Source organism: Sulfitobacter sp. DSM 110093 (genome assembly GCF_022788715.1).
In the GTDB taxonomy this organism is placed as follows: domain Bacteria; phylum Pseudomonadota; class Alphaproteobacteria; order Rhodobacterales; family Rhodobacteraceae; genus Sulfitobacter.
Map to the genome: position 1 here is coordinate 2,951,104 of NZ_CP085167.1, position 20,762 is coordinate 2,971,865.

Annotated in this window: 16 protein-coding genes and 1 pseudogene; 2 read left to right on the forward strand and 15 right to left on the reverse strand. The window is 55.0% G+C overall.

What is annotated here, in order from left to right:
* Positions 1–34: 34 nt before the first annotated feature.
* Positions 35–2,545 (reverse strand): CoA transferase, encoded by a 2,511-nt coding sequence (locus DSM110093_RS14390; RefSeq protein WP_243265732.1) that lies wholly within the window; start codon positions 2,543–2,545, stop codon positions 35–37.
* A 25-nt stretch (positions 2,546–2,570) separates the two neighbouring features.
* Positions 2,571–4,235, reverse strand: a complete 1,665-nt coding sequence (locus tag DSM110093_RS14395) for a GMC family oxidoreductase N-terminal domain-containing protein (RefSeq protein ID WP_243265733.1) — start codon at positions 4,233–4,235, stop codon at positions 2,571–2,573.
* Between the two features lie 176 nt (positions 4,236–4,411).
* Here DSM110093_RS14395 and DSM110093_RS14400 point away from each other — a divergent pair, with 176 nt between their 5' ends.
* Positions 4,412–5,317, forward strand: coding sequence for a LysR family transcriptional regulator (locus DSM110093_RS14400; RefSeq protein ID WP_243265734.1), 906 nt, complete (start codon positions 4,412–4,414; stop codon positions 5,315–5,317).
* 554 nt (positions 5,318–5,871) lie between these two features.
* Here the strand turns inward: DSM110093_RS14400 and DSM110093_RS14405 are convergent.
* From DSM110093_RS14405 to DSM110093_RS14430, 6 genes are all read right to left on the reverse strand, one after another.
* A complete protein-coding gene (locus DSM110093_RS14405; RefSeq protein ID WP_243265735.1) occupies positions 5,872–7,335 on the reverse strand; it encodes a TniQ family protein in 1,464 nt (487 codons plus the stop codon).
* Positions 7,332–8,309 carry a TniB family NTP-binding protein gene (locus DSM110093_RS14410; protein WP_243265736.1) on the reverse strand — a complete coding sequence of 326 codons (978 nt, stop codon included), beginning with the start codon at positions 8,307–8,309 and terminating at the stop codon, positions 7,332–7,334. Before DSM110093_RS14410 ends, DSM110093_RS14405 begins: the two co-directional genes overlap by 4 nt.
* 162 nt (positions 8,310–8,471) lie before the next feature.
* Positions 8,472–10,673, reverse strand: coding sequence for a hypothetical protein (locus DSM110093_RS14415; RefSeq protein WP_243265737.1), 2,202 nt, complete (start codon positions 10,671–10,673; stop codon positions 8,472–8,474).
* Complete coding sequence (locus DSM110093_RS14420) at positions 10,673–11,341, reverse strand: hypothetical protein (RefSeq protein WP_243265738.1); 669 nt, start codon at positions 11,339–11,341, stop codon at positions 10,673–10,675. The genes DSM110093_RS14415 and DSM110093_RS14420 overlap by 1 nt, the downstream gene beginning before the upstream one ends.
* A 192-nt stretch (positions 11,342–11,533) precedes the next feature.
* Positions 11,534–12,046 (reverse strand): DUF6634 family protein, encoded by a 513-nt coding sequence (locus DSM110093_RS14425; protein WP_243265739.1) that lies wholly within the window; start codon positions 12,044–12,046, stop codon positions 11,534–11,536.
* A 1,139-nt stretch (positions 12,047–13,185) separates the two neighbouring features.
* A complete protein-coding gene (locus DSM110093_RS14430; protein ID WP_243265740.1) occupies positions 13,186–13,458 on the reverse strand; it encodes an MFS transporter in 273 nt (90 codons plus the stop codon).
* Between DSM110093_RS14430 and DSM110093_RS14435 the strand changes: the two are divergent.
* Positions 13,456–13,732 (forward strand): annotated as a pseudogene (locus DSM110093_RS14435) (hypothetical protein); the annotation flags it as partial. The gene DSM110093_RS14430 and the pseudogene DSM110093_RS14435 overlap by 3 nt on opposite strands.
* Here the strand turns inward: DSM110093_RS14435 and DSM110093_RS14440 are convergent.
* From DSM110093_RS14440 to DSM110093_RS14470, 7 genes are read right to left on the reverse strand one after another with little or no spacing between them, the layout of a single operon-like run.
* Positions 13,686–14,969 (reverse strand): TRAP transporter large permease subunit, encoded by a 1,284-nt coding sequence (locus DSM110093_RS14440; protein ID WP_243265741.1) that lies wholly within the window; start codon positions 14,967–14,969, stop codon positions 13,686–13,688. The pseudogene DSM110093_RS14435 and the gene DSM110093_RS14440 overlap by 47 nt on opposite strands.
* On the reverse strand, positions 14,966–15,511 hold the full coding sequence (locus tag DSM110093_RS14445) for a TRAP transporter small permease (RefSeq protein WP_243265742.1): 546 nt from the start codon (positions 15,509–15,511) through the stop codon (positions 14,966–14,968). The genes DSM110093_RS14440 and DSM110093_RS14445 overlap by 4 nt, the downstream gene beginning before the upstream one ends.
* A 56-nt stretch (positions 15,512–15,567) precedes the next feature.
* Positions 15,568–16,587: a TRAP transporter substrate-binding protein DctP gene (gene dctP, locus DSM110093_RS14450; protein ID WP_243265743.1), complete on the reverse strand. Its 1,020-nt coding sequence runs from the start codon at positions 16,585–16,587 to the stop codon at positions 15,568–15,570.
* Between the two features lie 24 nt (positions 16,588–16,611).
* Positions 16,612–17,385, reverse strand: coding sequence for an enoyl-CoA hydratase-related protein (locus DSM110093_RS14455; RefSeq protein ID WP_243265744.1), 774 nt, complete (start codon positions 17,383–17,385; stop codon positions 16,612–16,614).
* A gap of 5 nt (positions 17,386–17,390) precedes the next feature.
* Complete coding sequence (locus DSM110093_RS14460) at positions 17,391–18,587, reverse strand: CoA transferase (protein WP_243265745.1); 1,197 nt, start codon at positions 18,585–18,587, stop codon at positions 17,391–17,393.
* Complete coding sequence (locus tag DSM110093_RS14465; protein WP_243265746.1) at positions 18,584–19,582, reverse strand: acyl-CoA dehydrogenase; 999 nt, start codon at positions 19,580–19,582, stop codon at positions 18,584–18,586. The genes DSM110093_RS14460 and DSM110093_RS14465 overlap by 4 nt, the downstream gene beginning before the upstream one ends.
* A gap of 20 nt (positions 19,583–19,602) precedes the next feature.
* Positions 19,603–20,751: an acyl-CoA dehydrogenase family protein gene (locus tag DSM110093_RS14470; RefSeq protein WP_243265747.1), complete on the reverse strand. Its 1,149-nt coding sequence runs from the start codon at positions 20,749–20,751 to the stop codon at positions 19,603–19,605.
* Positions 20,752–20,762: the final 11 nt, after the last annotated feature.

Genomic DNA, 20,762 nt, shown 5'->3' on the forward strand with positions numbered 1-20,762 from the left:
AGGGCAGCCCGTTCAGCGCCGCCCTCATTTTTTGCTAGCTAGGTAGGTATTCTCCGCTCCAGCTTTCGCTGATCTGCCCCGATTTCAACATCCGCTCGATCGCGCCATCGGAATAGCCTAGCTCGGCCAGAACCCTGCGCGTGGAGGCTCCGAACTTCTCGGTTGGCGACAACGCAAAGACCCGCCCCCGCGCCGGTCGCACGGCATAGGGGTCAAGTTGAATGACCTCATGGCCGCTGGGATGGTCAGCATACTGCGAAAATGAGTAACTGCCCCGTTCGGTGCCCGGCGAGCCGTCCGGCTCGCGCATATTTTCGGAGCGTAATTCGTCGATGTTATTGCACAACGCACAGCCGATATCGGCACTGCGCAACCGGGCGATCCATTCGGTTGCGGAGTGGGACTGGAAAGCTCCCGCCAGAAAAGCGGCACGCTCATCCGCAGGCACATTGGGCAGTTCTTCGAGTCCTTCCACAGCACAAAAACGAGGGACGTCTGCTTCATAAGCGCTGAGCAGGATATAGACCCCCGAAGCGGTACTGTAAAAACGGCTGAGCGGGTCATAACCATTCACTTCCGGCCCTGAGGGCTCATCGAAGAGGCCCCGTCCCCGGAAATCATAGGCGAAGGGGATTTGCAGCAGGCCGCTGTTTGAACTAAGCGAGGTACGCCCCCGCCCGATCCGACCGAAACGGTGTTTCTGGTAAAGCGACGCCGCCACAGCCAAAGCCCCGCCGAAGCCGCACATTACGTCAATGGTACCCACATGGGCGTGCTCTTCGGGCCGGTCCATCGCACCGCCAAAGCGCAGCATGATCCCCGTTGTAGCCTGTACGAGGTCGTCATAGCCGATGTAATCGGTCCGCACACCGCGCTGAACGCCGCTGAAGCAGTCAAGTTTACAAAAGATCGCTTCGGGATTCAGCTTACGCAGGCTTTCAGCATCAAGGCCCATCCGACGGATCTGACTGTCGGGCGCATTCCAAAAGATCACATCAACCGATTTCACAAGGTCTTCAAAAACCTTGCGGCCGTGCTCAGATTTGATGTCCGCCAGAATGGATTTCTTTCCCCGCCCTTGGCTCATCCCGTAAATCACGGTGTTCCAGCTGTCGTAAAGCGGCGTGGCCGGGTCCAATTTGATCACTTCAGCACCGAACCGCGCCAGATAGCTTGCGGCATGCGGCCCTGCGATCACGTTACACATGTCCAATACTCGAACGCCCGAGAGCCAGCCCTCCTGATCAATGCCCTCTTCCGGTTCGGGGATATCAGTCCGAAGTTTGCGCAAAGCCTTCAGGGCCACATCGAATTCGACCCATTGGCGCGGTGCGGGGGCCAGCGCCTCTTCGCCGCTTTCCTCCATCCACACTACAGGACCGGGTTGGGTCATCTCTCCGTAAATCGGATCATCGACGTCGATCATCAGGCCGGAAGCTTCGGCGTATTCGTCATTAATCCACTCTTGCAACCAACGTTGCGGTGCGCCCGGAATTCCAGCCCGCCCGAACATGCGTTTCCACTCATGAGAGGTCCGGGTCATAAAGACCTCTTTCATCCGAGCAGCGATCTTATCTGCCCAAGGTTTCGGCATCGGATAGACACCAAGTGAGGTATCCGTCTCCCACTCTGCCTGCGGCTTGTAGGTGTCGTCTTCTTCCTGAAGCCCCTCCTCAACCATTTCGTCATAGAGGCCCAACACCTCAAGACAGCGCCGGGCATGGTGTTTATGGCTGGGGCAAACGACGTAGAACATACGCCCGTCCTTGCACATGTAGCTGCGAAAAAACGGATCCAGCAGTTCCTGCAAATCCTCATATGAAACGTTCATTGGCAGACCTTCGACGCGGCGGCGTTCAATTTCGATCTCGCGCTGCGTCAGATAGCGCTGCGGCATATCTGCGACCTTGATTGAACTATAGCACAGTCCTTCCATCACCGCGGCGGCCAGCGGCACTTCGATATGATCTCCCAAACCGGACAATTGCCGCGACTGAAGCGCCAGCACGGTGGCCGAGGCTGCAATTTGCGAGGCATAGGCCGACGACAGCGGCAAGGGAGAGAAGGACGGGTTCAACCCCATAAGGACGCGGTTTAGACCCATGTCCGTAAAGACGCCGGAACTAGCCGCAACGACGCTTTCAAACGCGCGTTGTTCGCGTCGTTCGGCATCGTTGGAGGCAAACCCGGGGATAGACACGGTGATCAACTCGGGCCGCGCGGTGCGCATCTTGGTAAAGTCGATTCCGAGTGCGGCCAGTTTGCCGGGCCGGAAGTTTTCAACAATGATGTCAGCCTCGGCGCAAAGCGCCCGTGCCTGCGCCAGCCCTTCTTCTGATTTCAAGTCAAGCGTCACAACCATCTTATTGCGCATCAGCGCAGCATTGGCGGGGCTGTCCCACATCGGTCCATCCGGGGGATCAATATGTACGACAGTTGCGCCCAGATCCCCCAGCAACATCGCCACAGCAGGACCAGCGATATATTGGCCGAAGTCGATAACTTTTACCCCGGTCAAAGGAAGGTTGGATTTAGTGTTTCGCATATTTCCTCCTCGGGAAATGGGGTGTCTACTGGCCGGCAAGAATCCAGCGTGCTGCTTTTTCCGCGATCATCAAGGTGGGCGAATTGGTGTTTCCGCTGACTATTTCCGGCATGACGCTGGCATCGACCACCCGCAGCCCTACTACACCTTTCAGTCGCAGGTGCGGGTCGAGAACGGCGCTATCATCGTCAAGCCTCCCCATTCTGACCGTACCGGCAGGGTGAAAGATCGTATTGGCGATATCTCCCGCGAGTTTGGCGAGATCTGCGTCGCTTTGATATTGGGGCCCCGGCTTGTATTCCTCCGGCTCATAAGGTCGCATCGCGGGCTTCGCCATAATCTCGCGCACTTGGCGCAGGCTGTCCGCGGCAACTTTGCGGTCGTCTTCTGTCGCCAAATAATTTGGCGAGATCATCGGCGCATCGCGGAAATTTGCAGACCGAATCCGGACATGCCCGCGACTGGAGGGGTTGAGGTTGCAAACGCTGACCGTAATTGCCGGAAACTTATGAAGGTCGTCACCAAAGGCTTCGAGGCTCAGAGGTTGCACGTGATATTCGAGATTTGCATAGGTCCGTTTCGGGTCCGAGCGCGTGAACGCCCCGAGCTGACTGGGGGACATGCTCATCGGGCCAGAACGCTTGAAGAGATATTCTGCCCCAATGGCGGCCTTACCCAAAAGGTTTCCCGCCAATGTGTTCAGTGTTCGTGTCCCCGCCACTTTATAGACCGCACGGATCTGCAGGTGATCCTGAAGGTTTTCCCCCACAGGCACGTCTCGCACCACCTCGATGCCATGCGTCTTTAACAAGTTTGCCGGGCCAATACCCGATAGTTGCAATATCTGTGGGGAGTTAATCGCGCCAGCTGATAGAACTGTCTCACGCCACGCGGTCACCTCAACCGTCCGCCCTTTACGTTGAACCCGCGCGCCGTTGCAGCGTAGCTGTCCTTGCGGATTAGTTTCAAATACCAGCTTCTCCACCTGAGCTTCAGTCCAGACAGTCAGGTTCTGCCGATCCTTGGCGGGCCGCAAGAAAGCTTTAGACGTATTCCACCGCCAACCAGAGCGCTGGTTCACGTCAAAATAGCCAACACCTGCGTTGTCACCAGAATTGAAATCTTCTGTCTTCTCGATTCCTGCCTGTTCTGCCGCATCGGCAAAGCTATCCAAGACGTCCCAGCGCAGCCGCTGCTTTTCAACTCTCCATTCCCCGCCATGCCCATGCATGTCGGAAAATCGGCTGTTGTCGCCCGTGGTCGGGTCGGCGCCCTCGTCAAGCTTTTGATGATCCTCATGCGCCATGAAATCGCGCAGCGAGCTTTCCCAGCCCCAGTCCTCGTCCCCGCTAAGGGACGCCCAATTGTCGTAGTCTCTGGCCTGCCCGCGCATATAGATCATGCCGTTGATAGAAGAGCAGCCTCCTAAAGCTTTGCCGCGCGGATAGCGTAAGACCCGGCCGTTCAGCCCAGGATCGGCCTCGGTATTGTACATCCAATCGGTACGTGGATTGCCGATGCAATAGAGGTACCCGACAGGAATATGGATCCAGTGATAGTTGTCCCGCCGCCCCGCTTCGAGCAGCAGAACCCGGTTGCTCGGATCCGCGCTTAGCCGATTGGCCAGAAGACACCCTGCGGAACCGCCCCCAATGACGATAAAGTCGAATTCACTCTCGGCTTGCGACACCGCCCGGCCTCCCCTTTGTCATCGCTGCAGCATTCCTGCGAGGGGCTCGCTGCGATCGAACCGCGCAACTCACTACTCCAAAGGCCCCAGGCCGCTGCAACATCCGCCTAGGTTTAGTTAGCCAAGCGCAGCTTTCCTAATGACAAATTCCTTCACCTGATATTAAAGATTTTAATATGGACAGGCTGACGAACGTGAATGGAATTCTGGCTTTCGCAACCGTTGCGCGTGAGGGCAGCGTCTCGCGTGCAGCCGAGGTGCTTAACCTCACCCAACCCGCGCTCAGCCATCAGATCAAACGACTAAGCACGGACCTAGGTGTCACCCTGTTCACCCGATCGCCGCGCGGCTTGGTGCTTACGCCTGATGGCACGGCACTGTTACCGCTGGCTGAGCAGGTTATCGCTGCCATGTCCGATTTCCATCGCCGCGCGAGCACGCAGTTTGGTGAGCTGTCAGGCAAACTGAAAATCGGCACGATTGTCGATCCCGAGTTCATACGTCTTGGACGGTTGCTAAGCCAGTTGGGCAAGGCCCATCCCAAAGTGACTACAGAGTTGGTACACGGTATCAGCGGGGACATCCTGCGCATGCTCAAGGGACGCCAGCTTGATGCAGGCTTCTACCTCACCGATCCAAATGAAGTGGATTCGATTCCTTCGACACGGCGGTTGCATACCAAAACGCTAGCTGAATTCTCCTATCGCGTCATTGCGCCCGCAGGCTGGGAGGCGCAGCTCGCCTCCGACGATTGGGCGCAGCTTGCTGCTCTTCCTTGGATCGGCACCTCGCCCGCTTCGGCCCATCATCGTCTTTTGGCAAACATCTTTGCGCGCCATGGGTGTCACCAGAAGGTGGTCGCCCTAGTAGATCATGAAGCCTCTATGCTGGAAATGGTCCGATCTGGTGTGGGACTAAGCCTATGCCGAGAGTCCATCGCGCTACATGAACGTCAGAGTTCTGGCCTGTCCGTCAGCGAGAGACTGCACGTGCCCGCTTGTCTTGCACTCATTGCCTTCGAGGAAAGGATGCTAGACCCCGTGGTCGCGGCGCTTTTCGAACAGGTGCAGAAAGTATGGTGAAGTTAATTTAAGACGGGCTTTATCAGTGCGTGGAGGCATTTGCCCGAAGCCCGGGTGATTATCCTAAAGGCCTTAACGGGAAGTCGATCAAATTAAGATCCCATAAATGCCGCGCGTCGTTCCTACAGCGCGCTGCAAAGGTAGTCGACGAAGAACCGGACCCGACGCACCCAGCGCAGATTGCTGTGCAGGAGAACCCAGGTCGAACGCCGCTGGTCGAGCTCGGTACCGGAAACGCGTTGGAGCTCAGGGAAGACCGCGGTGACCTAGGTCGCAGGGCCAGATACTGTCGCTAAAGGACATCGCTGCACCATATATAAATCACGGGAAAATCTTAGGTATTTCTTACACCCTGTAAAACTATACCAAGTTTTTCCCGCCACGAGAATTTGCCCATTTTTATACATAGATATCAGCACCTTAAAAACACGTAAAAATGTCAAAACTCTAAGTTTTTCCCGTAACAAAGCTAAGTTCTTCCCGCCCCTTTGGACTGCCCGAACAAAAAAAAGGGTCCGCAATGCGGACCCTTGGCAAAAATCGTTAAAATGAGATCAGATGGCGCGGCGCGCGATGGCCTCCAGAGGAGAGAGGACGATAGCTGCCAACCCACTTTTGTCAGGCAGTCGAAACGCAGAAAGATCGCCATCTACGATGGCCTTGACCACTTCGGCAGTCGTGCCGCCTCCACGCTGACAGGTATATGCAATAGAATGGAGACCCTCGACCTGAGATTGGTCCACTTTCGGCAATGCTTCGAAAGGCACCAGAAACGTGTCGAGATGCCGCTTGGCGAAGACCACATTCCGGACCGCGCCCCGGGAATTGCGCGGAACCAGTGGCAAGAGCAGGTTCGCCGCATAGAGAGCCTGCATTTGAGTGAGAGAAGCGCCGATATAGTCGGGTACGTCTGACAGTGGGACAGCAGTTTCGAAGTCTGACACCAGTGTAGCAATTTCGTCTGCTTCGAACCTGAGTAATCCACTCTCTGCATCAGTGGCCCCCTGCGGAACGCGGTTCAACTTCTGAAGGAGGCGTGACATCCGGGTGCGATTGATACCAAGGGTTTCCGCGAGGCTCTGGACACTGTGATACCGCCGTTTCCTGACCTCCACGCCAAGGACTTTTGTACCGATGTCCACGGCGTCATGTTTGATGATATGATCCCTCAGGATATCGCGGATCGGACCCGGTTCGTACCCTTTGCTCCGACGGTCCAGCCAATCGAACAACAGGCCGTAGTGCGCCAGTGGCCCAGCTTGGACAGCGCGTGCTGGAGAGTTCTCACGGATCTCATCCAAGGCCATGGTAACCCCCTCCGGTCCATGGATGAAATGATCAAAGCCAACCTGGATGGCCGCTTCCTGCTTAATTGGAGAAAGCTTCTTCGCCGGCTGCCGGTGGCCGTGGGTCAGCGTGCTCCCCACCATCAGACAGGCGTCCAGCACTTGCTGTATTGACTGCTCGTCGAGCCAGGGGTCCGTTGTGGCTCCCGCCCACAGACGGGCCTCAAGCCAATGCAGGTAGGCCGGAGACTTCCCTTTCGCTTCTCTCACCTCCCAGTCCAGCTGCCCCGCAGCTTCTTGAAAGGTGCGGGTGGGCGTCGACAGGCGGCTCAGGAAGACTCCGTGGTCAGGGCAACGATGCACAGGTGCGAAACACCAATTCAGACGCTGCTTCCACCCACGATGAGACCCATCCTCGGCCAAGCAAACCGGGCAGTACTTGTCCGCCGCGCGGACAAGAAAGGTCTTTTGCACACGCTCTTCGCGGAACATGACATCAGGCCCCATCGCGCGCATGTTGGACCGCTGAAGGAGTGCCAAGTCCACATCCACCACCTCGGCGAACTGCGCGACGGCATCATCGCGACCGAGGGTGAAATGCTCCGAATTGATGCGCATGTCAGCCAGAAGCCGGGTGATACCCTGCCCCGTGTGGATCGCCGCGAGGCGCCCCGCGTAGGACAAGAGAGTTTCGCGGGGCGCGAACGGAATGTAAGGGAGCAGCTGTGTCACCGCGACCAGCCCCCATCAAGCAGGGCCTGCCGGACGTTAACCCACGATCCCTGTGCAAAAGGCGACATGGGGAAGGCACCGTATTCCAGTTCGAACTGCAACCTGGCGTCCTGAAGTGTTACTTCAGCGCGCTCTTCGTCCAGCGCCCTGCTGAGCACCGCTTTAGCGAGCCAAATACACCGGCCCACCACGCCCCCTTCAGCGAAGACGATACGTTCGGGCAAATGCGCATCCTTTGGCAGTGACAGGCCAACCTTATCGGCACAAAGCTGCATGCTGCGCGCAAATGTCTGCGCCTCACGTGATCCTTCCAAGATGGAAGTCAGTTCGAACTTTGGGAAACGACGATCCGTTTCCGGGTCAGTCATGATGCCGTTGCGCAATTTATGGACCCCAGCAATAATTACTGCGACCGGCCATTCACCCTGCAGAAGGGACTTGAGCGTCTGTACCGCACCTTCCACATCGCGACCGGACCCCCTGCGCAGCAGGTGGTGCGTCTCGTCGATCACCAGCAAGCGGATGCCACGTTCGTGCATGCGGTGACGCGCCACATCCCAAGCCTCGTAGGCTTTCGCACGCGGGTTGATTTCAATGTAGCCAAGATCCTTCGCGATCCGTCCTGCAAGGCTCTTGATCGTAGCCTCGGGCGGCACCGTAACATAGAGAGTGTTGCCCTCGCGTTCGCGACCGGCCAGTTCGAACATAGGCAGGGCACGCAGCGTCCGCATCGTCAGCGCGGACTTCCCGGTGCCGGAATTGCCGACCAGCATCAAGCCGCGGGTTTCGCGGGTCAGCGGGTCGACGCGGGGCTCGGAAGTCAGTTCGCCGTTCTCATCAGACGCGAACAACATATGGAGCCTGCTGATCAGGGCGTCGTCGCGGTCGAGGCGAAAGTAGCGATCCATCAGCCACGCGAGCTTTTCGGGCTTGGTGCTGGCGGGCGTCAGAGAGGTGGACAAAAGGGTCGTCATGGGAGGGTACTCCTTGGGGTTTTCTGTTGTAGGGCGGAAATATGAGGGACTCGCGAAAGAACTCAGCGGTTTTTCAGGAGTTTTGTAAATTTCGCGCAACTTATTAATGATGCTAACATTATCGGCCCTCCCACTTCGCTCGGCGGCAGGAGGGCCGCTAGGTCACTCCAGAAGATCGTCGTCGGCCGGAAGCCCAACCGTGTCAGCAGCGTCCAGTGGCGAAGCCCCTGTTTCCTGCCCTGTGACTTCGACTTCATCTGCCAGCAAGTCGCGGTGAGGCCCGGCGAGGTGCCGGCGCTCTGCAGTATCCGTGTACTGTGCAAAGTAGGTGTCTGCCTGTTCCAGGCCCTTGGCATCACGTGGCCTAGCCAGCAGCCCATTCATGGCCTTCAGGGAGCGTGAACGCTGGTCCATTTCGTAGACAAGTTCGAGCCGTGTAGCCTCCGCCTCCGGATCAATCTCCCGGCGGGATACCAACCACTCGCGCACGTCCATTTCAGTCTTCCCAATCCAGCGCTCATCGGCAGCAAGGATTGTCTTCCACTCTCCAGCATCGGCACGCACGTCAATTGTGCCGATATCACCGTGCCAGTAGCAAACCTCGAGGTGTTTATTGTCGCCATCAGGGCCGAACCAGAGGTTGTCCAGATACTTTCCCTGGTAATTTACCCGGTTGATGGTTACGCCATGCCGTCCCAGTTTCCGCTTGACCCTAGTACCAAATGCAAGGCGCATTTCTGAACTGCTGAGTCCCCTTACAGGCGCATCTTCGGTCGCATCTTTCCACGCCTGAAGTGGCGTCATGCCTAGACCTTCCTGGCGCCTGTTGTGATATCCGTCGACCGTCCACCGGACCAGCCAGCTCAGGAATTCTTCCAACGTAAGCGTCGCCCGCGCTGCCGGATCATTGCGGCCACGTTCAACGACGTTGGAAAAATTGCGGCCAGAGAACCTTTGCAGGAAAGTCTTGTGCATCGTGCCGAAGACACGCTCGATGAACGGCCGCAACCAGGGTTTTCCGGCTGGGGTACCGAGGTTGGTGATCCCGAGAGACGCCAAGATATGATAAGCTTCATCCGAGATGTAGGATCCGCCACGATCCATTACGACTTCCTCGGGCGCTCCGTGCTGGAACCAGTCATATTTGCAGCCAGCGGCATCGGAGATCGTAGTCTTGTCTGTATAGATCATCTCGAGCGTCTGCTTCAAAACCCCCGTGATCCCTTTCGGCACGATCTGGAGTGCCAAAAGGCAGCGTGTATGTACGTCGATTGCGGCAGAGATCACCACGCGTTTAGGCTGTCCGTCCATTCCAAGGACCTTTGCCTCTGCCGGAGTCAGCAGCTTGAAGATCCCCGTCAGCCGCAACAATAGTGTAAGGTCAATGGTGTACTCATCGATCTCGACACGTTCGAGCGCCCTGAGGGTCGTGATACCGACACCCAAGGCGTGCATGTCCTTATAGGCCTCATCAAAGCCGCGCTGCCGCGTCACTAGTGCAGCCCGCCCGAGGCGCGCGGCTTGTTTACGCACAAATGCTTTGCTTACGCGGTTAGACAAGGTAGGTAGCGGCAGTTCTGCGCTGACCCGCCGCTTGTTTTCATTGTTGATCGCAGCCAGAACACTGTCATGCAGCGAGTTGATCTCTTGCCGTTCCTGATCGATCAGGTCGTCGAGCACTGACGTGACAAAATCCGCCAGCTCTTCCGAGTGCCCCGACTTTCCACCGCATTTCCGGAGCTTGTCATACAGTCCGTCTTCTCCAAAACGATTCAGCTTTCCAAGCCATTTGTAGATGGAGGCTCCTTTTGACGTCGGATCTCCGTTCTTAACAGTGAGGTCAAAGACAAAAGGCTTTCGCACTGCCTCTTGGCCATACAGCGTCGGCCGGGCTCCGCGCCTGGGTCGACTGGCGAGGACCTCCTGCACGAGCCGGGCATGCACAGTCCGGGCCCGCGCAATGATCAGTTCGGCATCTTGCTCGAAGGCTTGACGCGTCATTCCGATCCGCTCTTCGGCCATCAACTCCTTTGCTCCGAGCGCGCACGCTTTGCGGACAAGCATCCGCGAAGTTTCCTTGTGAGTCCGCCAATGGCGGGGAATGTAGGACGGATCAGCATCCTGCACTCCGGGCCGGCTGAGGATCACCAACTGGCCATGGCTATTCTCGGTTTCAACACGCGGATAATTCAGCAATTCGTGGACAGGGTCATTTACGACACCTGTCTTGGGATCAGTCCACTCCTCCCAGATGACGACATACCCCTCAGGGCGTACGGCAATTACCTCAGCAGGGCGCGGGCCGATGCGGAAACGGCACCCTTCCTCCAGCAGTTTGCGGCGGGGCTTCAGCGAGACTGGCATTAGATATTTTCCCCGTGCGCGATAATAGTCCAGGGCGTGATGCGCTCCGCCGCGAGGACCTTGACAGCTCCGGAGTGGATCAGCCGGATCACACTCCAAAATCCAGTCGAACCAATGCCGCACGCGCCAAGAAAATCGCGGATCGACATAGGCTCCGTCAGTGCGTCCAGCGCCGCAGTTACTTTCTCATCCATGTACGGATCAGGGTGCCGCGCAGCATGAAACAACTTGGCATTCGCCAGTTCGATTGGGTCGACATTGCGCTCTGTCGCGACGCAAACCCTATTGGCAGCCTCCATCGTCGCGACCCTGGTGACAGCTTCCATCTTAGCGCGAAACACATGGCGCTCGGCCTTACGCTGCGGCTTTACCGAAATGGCGGTACGCTGCCCGTTCCGATGGGTCAGCCGCAAGTCAAACCAGTACGGGGTCGCCTGCACTGTGCCGTGACGTACCATGATAGGCGCGATCTGCTCTTCAACATCCACGACGTCCGGCCGGTAACGGCTGCAGATCGCCACGTGATATTCCAGCAGACTGTTGTACTGCATTGCCTGCGATTTGCCGTTCGCATTCAGGAAAGTCATCTGACCAACGAAGTGGAACGGAGATTTCTTCAGGATGGTCCGCGTGGCGCGGCTATGAAGGTAGGTGTCGTCGAAACTCATCTTGTCGTCTTTCGTTTAGGCAAGCCTCCTCCGTCCTCTGAAACCGAGGTTTCAGAGCTATGGCTGGGACCGCCGATTGGTTTTTCGAGGCGCGGTAGAACGCCGTCGTCTCATAAGGATGGAGGTACGAGGAGGTTGTGAAAAAACTCAGAGATTATTTTTGAAATATTTTCAGACCAATCTAAAATTCTGTTATATAATGACTTTTTCATCACCGATGGTCGGCCATGTTCTTGCCACCAGGGTCAGCACCGGGACCAAATCATCGAATCCTAACTCAAAGGCCTGTTCGGCCATTCGATCTGGACGCTTATCGGTAAGACGCCTGGCGAAACGCAAAGGAACACTAAGGACATCGGGCGCCAATATTGCGCAGTACCCCGCAACCGCGGTTTCTGGAAAAGCATTCGCGGTATCTGTCGCAAGCGGCGCTCCGAGACGGTACCAGCGCGAAAGCGTACGCGCCCATTGGTCGCCCTCAGAAACATGGATCAACGGTGACGTGACAATCTGCGTCTTTCCGAGCGCCGGATGGCCTTCCACATTTCCTGCCAGCGACAACTGGGCGCCGCGCAAGACAGGCGTCCATTCTTCGAGCCTCGGTGCATCCATATCCGTGCCTTCTGGATCAGTGCCGGAAATCACCGCCCGAAACGCGGTTAGATGAAGTTCAATAAAAGCCCGGAGGCTAGCGGCTGCGTGCATGTTCATTTCCTTTAAGCAGTCGAACCTGCCCCCCATTGGGAACGGAGAGGCAGAGATTGAATTGGTAGGGTGAACGCGCGTGTTCGGCAGTTCGCTTAGAGGCTTGGCCGGAGCATGGGAAACACATAGCTTTGCGAAAACAGTCACTTGAAGCCTTTTCGAAAAGCGAATTCTCCAAGCAGGACAACCCGAAGCGACGGTTCAAATGACTCTTTCGCACGCCCGTTGAGCTTGGAAACAAACTGTTTCCTAACTCAAAGGGGCGGTTTTCACCCCGTCCAAACGAGCGAACAGGTGGACCCGATCCGGGAAACAAGGGTATCCACCTCGGGGAAAGCGAATCGCTGAGCAAAGTTCGCGCTTGGCTTGGAGATCACGAACGTCGCGACGGCCCCGCACTCGGCTGACATTCATGCTCAATTCTCTGACGGGCCTCGTCCGGGTTTTAGGTGCCGGACTCAGCGATATCTGACTGACAACACCTTTTGGCAGGAATGGGCAATATCGCTGACAGCGGCGAAACAGGCATTGCTGGATGACTTTGCTACGACACGATGATGGTCAGTGGAGGGGACCGGGGCCCAAACGCTGCGTTCAGCGAACGTCCGATCTTCGAGCCCCTCTCGAAAACGAGGCCTACGTGGACCGATGCCACGAGTGATCCTTCCGACGTAACAGAGACCCCATCACACCGAACCTGAGAAAGGAGAAACCGCATTGGAAATGCGGATACAGCGCAGATCATTAACCGAGGTAGATCTAAGATTGAGTTCCGCTTCGGGTTCCGGTTCCTCTTTAGGCGGGAAGTCCCTCAACACACTGAATCGATGAGTATAAATAACCTCTTGGCCCCGAAAACGGGCCTGTTTGGACCGTTAGGAGTTCTGCTTTCCAACCCTTCCAATTGCCACAAGAGACTTGCTGCAAAATAGTCCTCTTCCCCGGTGGCATTGGCCGCGCTATGCGACTGCAAAGGCAGACCTATTATGTGAGCCTTCGTCCAAATGGCTGAAACTTGCCTTTCAAGGGTCAAATGACCCACTTTGGTGAGCTTAATAATGTGAACGGCCTACCGGCGGGGGTTCAGCACCTTGAACAAAATGAGTGCTTCACACTCGATGATTTTGAATGGGCTTTGTTCATGTTTCCTTTTGCAACATATCGTCGCGCAGTGGCACGGTTTGGCGCTCAATCATCCGATGCAATTCGGGTGGTGCGTCGCCGCGGTGGAGCCGCCTGATCTGATCCGATAGCTCTGCATCTGCATTGGTCCGTCGCTCATCGTGGCGGCCATATTCGCCCCAAGTTGGCACATGATAGCTCTCGCTCCAATGCCCCGGTCTGTGCAGATCGCGCAACAGCGTCCATTGCTGCGCACCGTCGCGGATGCGTACCCGACGTCGCGGGCTCATCGCCGCAGGAAGAAAAATGCACTGCGTCAAACTCCTTGGCCAAGGCCTTATGGCCAGAGACTTCGACCGACAGGTCGCTGAGCTCCAGGTCCGGATCGCGTTGCTCAACCGCGACACCGCTCTGGGCATACCCACGCAGGATAAATCCGTCTTGAAAAGGGGAAGTCCGCTCAAACCCCGATTTGTGCGACAAAGCCGTTCCTGCAGAGCAGTGTCAATAAACAAACTTACATTAGCGATGGCAAATAGGTCACGATATTTGGGAATGCAATGAGAAGTATTAGTAGCAGTACATCCCCGAACAAAAACGGCGTGACACCACGAAATCCATCTTCGACTTTGGTGTTTGTCGCGCCGCACGCAACGAAGACATTCATTCCAAGTGGTGGCGATACCAAACCCATCTCGGCTGTTTTAGTTACAATGATACCGAACCAAATAGGGTCATAGCCGAGCGACATCACCAACGGAAAAATCAGCGGCAGGGTAAGGATTATGATGGCGATCTGATCGATAAAGAAGCCAAGTACAAGGTATAGCAGAATAATGATGATCAGGATGCCCCAATTCGGCAAGGGAAGTTCCGAAACCCACAGCACTAAGTTCTGCGGCACTTCGGTGATTGCTAAAAAGTAACTAAACACCATTGCACCGATCACGATGGCAAAAATCATAGAAGTAGATCCGAGCGTGGCCCGGAACGCTTCGACAAAGCCGCCCCAACGGAGGCCCCCGACGGCAATTGAGATAACCATCGCGCCGCTTGCGCCAACAGCTGCCGCTTCGGTGGCAGTAATTGCGCCTGAATATATCCCCCCCAGAACAAGTAACACCAACGCTATTGCGGGCCATGTCTTAGGCAGGCTTCCCCAGCGGTCAGACCACGAGTGTCGCTCTGTCGGAGGCGCTATTTCAGGATTGCGTCGCACCTGAATGATAATTGTCACTACATAAACGCCAGCTGTTAACAAGCCGGGGATGACACCTGCTAAAAACAAACGCCCAATCGAAGTTTCTGTGAGCACGCCATACAATATCAATGGAAGGCTAGGCGGTATCATAATTGAAAGTGTGCCACCGATGGCAATGACGCCAAGCGCGAAGCGATCGCTATAGCCGTACCGCCGCATTTCAGGCATAGATATGCGCGACATCGCTGCTGCCGCGGCTGTTGACGAGCCGGAAAGCACCGCAAACCCGACACTTGCTGCAATCGCCGCCAGTGCAAGACCGCCGCGAATATGACCCATCCACAGATAGCATGCGCGATATAGGTCTCGCACGACGGCGCCTCGTGCCAGAAGTTCAGCCATTAATATAAATAACGGAACGGTCGATAGTAAAAAGCTTGCCGCTGTGCGATACGGTGTTGTTTGAAGAACGCTAAGCATCGCTCCAGGGCCCGCTTCGATGTACAAGCCCAGCGCGCCGCATATGATCAATGAAAACGCAATTGGCATCCCCATGACGATCAGGACAACTAATATCAGCATGATGACTAGGGCTATCATGTATCACCACCATCGGCTGAGTGCGGGTTCACGTCGGCCACGCCATCATCTCCTTCGCCAGATGTAAAAAGGATTTCGACCGCATCTATACACAGCCTCACGGTAAAAACCGCTGTGCCCAGGGCCATAATAAGCCATGAGGGGCCAGTTGGAATTGCAACCACTCCGGTTGTCCAACGGTTCAGGGCAATATTCTTCAAACCGTTCTTTGCCGCAACATATGCAACCAAGCCGAACACGATGGCAGCGGACACAAGATAGGTGAATTCGAAAATGCGCGCCGCTGGTTTCGGCAGTCGTTCGAGCACGAAATCAACCCGTACGTGAGCACCCTTTCTTTGAGTATGCGCGAAACTTAGGAAAACGATCGAAATCATCAAGTAAAACTCGCTGATTTCGTAGACGCCGGAAATAGGAGCGTTAAGAAAATACCTTCCACCCGCATCTCCGGCCACCAAAACCATAAGTAAAAACAATGCCAAGGCTCCAAAAATGACTAAAACATTTTCGACAGCCGCAAGGAGACGCTTTATCGTTTTCATTTGTATTCTCCGCCCGCCACAAATGTGCCCAATCATGAATGATTGAGCACTGCTGCTTATTTGGTAACCAAAGCAGACCAGCGATCCAAAATTGCCTGTGCCGGTTTACCCTGTGCTTCGAGGCTGTCTACCCACGCTTGGCGCACCCCGCTCAACTTGGTATTCCAATCTTCTAATTGCGAATCTTCAATCTGATATAAGCCGCCGCCGTTCTCAATGAGACCATCGGCGAACTCGGAAATCCGATCTTTGTCAGCCTGAACGACCGCAGGAATTACTTCCCTAGCGGCTTCAATAATTGCCACCTGGATGTCTTCAGGCAGAGATCTCCAGACATCTTCGTTAATCACATAGAGGGCAGGAAAAAGACCAAGGTTGATATTGTCGGTGGAATAATTGATCTGCTCCTGCAACTTATAACCAGCAGCCGTCGGTAGATTAAATAGAGTTCCGTCCACAGTACCTCGCTGCAAAGCGGGGTATAGATCAGGTGCGGGGATCGCGACTGGAACCGCGCCAAGCGCTTCGACACTGCGTTCTTGAACACCGCCAGAAGACCGCAACTTCACGCCTTGAAGCTGTTCGACTGTATCGAACTTCTCCCCACGGCTCATAACCTGATAAGGGGCAGTAACCAGCGAACGAATTGCCCGAACACCCAGCGGCAAAATTTCGGTTTCATTAAGGTCGGTAAGAACGAGTTCGTTAAACGCATCATTAAGCGCCTGTTGATCCGTGACATTGCCCACCAAAGGCAACGCTGTAACTGTAGACAATGGTAGGCGGTCGGACAGATAGAGCGGTGGAGCATAGACGATATCTGCAAGGCCATTTTGTGCTGCATCCAGCAGGTCAGCGGATTTTGCCAATTGTTCTGCGGGGAAGTATTTAAATGCGATCCGGCCATTGGTTTTTTCCACCACCAGGTCCAACCAGTCTTGAGTATTTTTGGAGTATTGGTGTGTCGTCGGAAAACTATCAGCGACACGCAAAGTGAAATCCTGAGCGAAGACCGAGCTCGCGATCATAGGAATGACGAACGCGACCAATCCTGACATTATTTTAATCTTTTTCATTTTTCTCTCCCTAGTTGTTTTCTGTCAGCTGCGCTTTTCAACAAAGCGAACTACAGCTTCTTGATGATCTTTTCCCGATGTCACGATGGCATAGTGGGACGAGATCATATCCAGATGGGTTCGCAGATCACTTCTCATCCCTGCGAGCACGGCGCGCTTTATCATTCGCACGGATTGTTGTGGGGACGCGGCAATTTTCCGGGCCATCGCATACGTCACATTCATTAGATCCGCATCATCGACGACCCGGTTGACCATGCCTATTTCTTCTGCCTTTTCAGCGGACAGAAATTCTGCTGTCCAAAACAGCTCAAGCGCCTTGGCAGTGCCAACTAACCGCGGTAGGAACCATGCCCCGCCCGCCCCCGGAACGATGCCGACCTTAGTGTAAGTCTCGCCGAACTTGGCGGATCGGGCCGCAATTCTTAAGTCACACATAAGCGCTAGATCCAGACCCGCTCCGGCCGCAGCACCGTTCATTGCTGCGATAACGGGTTTGTCCATGTCTTCCAAGGCGAGGGGGATGCGCTGAATGCGTTCAAACAGTTCGGCTTTGCGCTGGGCCGGTGTTTGATCCAAACGGTCCACCATTTCGACAATATCGCCGCCCGAGCAAAAAGCCTTACCTGCGCCAGTTATAACAATAACTTTGACCTCAGGATTGCTTTTAGATTCCAACAAAGCGGCATGCCAAGCGTCGATCATTTCAAAGGTAAAGGCATTCAGGCGCTTTGGACGGTTCAAAGTGATCAGCGCGACACCATTTTCATCTATGTTGAATGTTAAATTGTCTGACATCGACCTTACTCCCTTGAAGGCGCGGTTTCGCCAAAAGCGTCCATGCCGATTTCGTTTAATATTTCAATGGTATGCTGACCCAATTTAGGGGCGTGCCGTCTGACCGAAAACTCGGATCCGCTAAATTTTATTGGGCTCCGAATAGCTTTGTAGGCACCTTCCGTCGGATGATTGGCTGCCTGAAATAACTTTACCGCTTTGACGTGAGAATCTTCCACGATGTCTTCGAATGACAAAACGGGCATACACGGTATACTTTTCCTGTCACAAAACGCTACCCAGTCTGCAGTACTTTGCCCAGCGGCATGTTTTTCAATCAGGGCATAGAGGTCGTCTATGTTCTGAACGCGAATGCTCAGCTTGCTGTACTTCGGATCTGCAGCAAGTTCTGAGCAGCCCACAAAATCATAGAAGTCCTGCCAGTTGCGATCGCTGTAAGGCAGAATACAACAGTGACCATCAGAGGTGCGGAACGGTTTACGGAATTTACTGAGTATTCGAGAGAATCCGGGCTTCCCGATGCTTGGTTCAAAACTAAATCCTCCCATATGCTCAAGCATCATGAACTCGATAGAGGTTTCGAACATTGGCACTTCGATATCCTGCCCGCCAGCACCTTTTTCACGAGCGAACAGGGCGGCTAAGATGGCATACGCGATAGCCTGCCCCCCCAGCTTGTCGCAAAGGACGGTTGGAACGAAAGCGGGCTCCCCGTCTGCGCTGACCCGCGCTGAGATCGAAGCAATACCGGAGCCTGCCTGTATGATATCGTCGTAGGCGGCCTTGTCTGCGTAGGGGCCGTCAACGGAAAAACCATATGCCCCACAATAGATAATTTCGGGATTCAGAGCTCTTACCTCTGTGGGCGAATAGCCCAAACGCGTGATCGCCTTGGGTCGCAAGGCGTGTACAAATACATCGGCGCCTTCAAGTAGCCGATCCAGTGCGGCACGCCCGTCCGCAGATTTCAAATCCAGTACAATTGATCTTTTGTTCCGATTAAGATGCATGAAAGCACCAGACATGTCGTCGGAACGCGCAGGGCGGTAACCGCGCAAACTATCCCCGGCGGCACTCTCGACTTTGACAACGTCTGCACCCATGTCTGCTAGGATATGTGTGGCGTAAGGCCCCATGATAACATTGGTTAAATCTACAACGCGCACGCCACTTAAAGGGCCCTGATTGGGAGTAACAGTCATGCCGTTGCTCCCTTGGTCGCGGATATGATCGTGTCCCAAAGGTTTACGCCTCCCGCCTTACAAACCTTACGGCCGAGATACTCCTCCCAGACGGCTTCGCTTCCGAATTCGTCTCGCCAAGACCACAACCTGCGCGAAAAAAAATTCAGATCGTGTTCCTTGGTGAAACCAATGGCACCGTGAATCTGATGCGCAATCTCGCTTAGCTTTCCTGCAGCTTGTCCGGTGCGTGATTTTGCAAGTGCTGAGCAGAAGGTGAATTCAGGCGTACCCCAAGCTTCAGCGGCGTTGTCCACAAGAGCGCTCGCTGCTGCGAATTCTCCTGCGGCGTCGGCGAGCATATGTTGGACCGCCTGAAATTTTGAAATTGGTCGACCGAATTGCTCACGCTCCAGTGCGTATGAAACCGACATTTCAAGCGCTCTTTGCATTGCACCCCGCATCTGGGCAGAACGCACTAAGGCCCCGACGCTTTCGAGGCTTCCATGTTCGAGCCACGATACTGGTTCATGCAGTTGGCCAGTTTCCACTATTAACGCGTCACGTGGCTCTCCAGCTAGGTTGATCCCGCGTGTCGATGTGATGGATGAAGAAGGTGCCAGCAGCCACTTTCCGTCTAAGGCAATAAGCAAATGATCGGCGTCTGCGCCATAGGCTACCCTGGCATGCTCCCCAGCGGCGCCGCTAGACAGCGTTGCGACTCCCCGAAAGGGCATGTTCAACAACCCTGCAACTGCGAGTGTTTCCCCAAACGGCAGAGGCAACCCAAAATAGCTGGCTGTGGCGATAAGTTGGAAAGCTAAGACTGGGTCCAGTCCAATGCCACCATTTTCTTCCGATACAAGAGCCAAGAAGAAGCCGGACTCCTCAATAATTCCCCACAGCTCATTAAGCGTCTCTTGGCCATCAGCCTTTTCAAGCACGGTGCGATCAACGTGCTTCTCAAGCAGCTTTTTGAATTGACCCTGTATGATCTCTCCGAAATCGTCGTTCATCTCTAGCTCTCCAGATATTATCAACGCAACCCAAGTCCGCGCGCGATCATGCTTTTGAGAATTTCGCGCGTTCCGCCGCGCAGTGTGAAAGAGGGAGCCCGCAGAATGGTATCAGCCATGACTTCGACAAAATCGTTTTGTGCGATCTGCCTTGGCTCCACAGAGACCATTCGGCGCGCAATTTCTGGAACTGAACGCTCGAAAGCCGTGCCAAGCTCTTTGACCATCGCTGCTTGAACGACCGGTTGTTCGCCCTGATCGAGCATACCCGCAATCGCCACAGACATTTTACGTAAGCTTGCAAGCTTACTGACCATCGCGCCGATTTGAACTGCATCGCTGCGATCCGGCGTAGTGCCTGCTTGATCTACCAAGCCACGGAACAGTTGATAATCGGAAAGAAACCTATCCGGACCTGAACGCTCGAACGCCAATTCGCCCGTTACCAAATTCCAGCCTTCATCGACTTCGCCCATGATCATCTCATCAGGAACGAAACAATCATCAAAAAACACTTCGTTGAACTCGTGGTTTCCAGCAAGATCATGGATCGCGCGGGGCGAGATCCCGTCTGAAGTCATGTCCACGATGAACTGGGTCAGCCCTTCATGCCTACTTTCGCCGCGATCTCCGGTTCTTGCCAGAACGATGAGATAATGCACACGGTGCGCGTTACTCGTCCAAATTTTCTGACCCGTGATTGCATAGCCACCGTCGACTTTGACCGCCTTGGTTTTCACGGACGCTAGGTCAGATCCCGCATTGGGCTCACTCATACCAATCCCGAAAAAACAAGTCCCTGCGGCTATACGTGGTAAAATATGCGTCTTGGCGGCGTCCGAACCGTATCTGAGCATTTGAGGCCCTGACTGCCTATCCGCGACCCAATGAGCACCACAAGGAGAGCCTGCAGCGAGAAGTTCCTCCGTGATAACGAAACGTGTCAGTGTTGATGCATTCCGCCCGCCGTATTCCTCAGGCCAGGTCACCCCAATAAACCCCGCTTCACCTAAGCGCCGACTGAAGCTTGCGTCAAAAGAGCTCCAAGAGCAGCGATGTGGTTCGAACCTCCTTTCAGCAATCTCGCTCCGTAAGAACTCGCGAATTTCAACACGCGCGACCTCTGCTGCTTCTGGCAAAGTGACAGACTGAAATTCGAACACCGACATCTACGATCCTC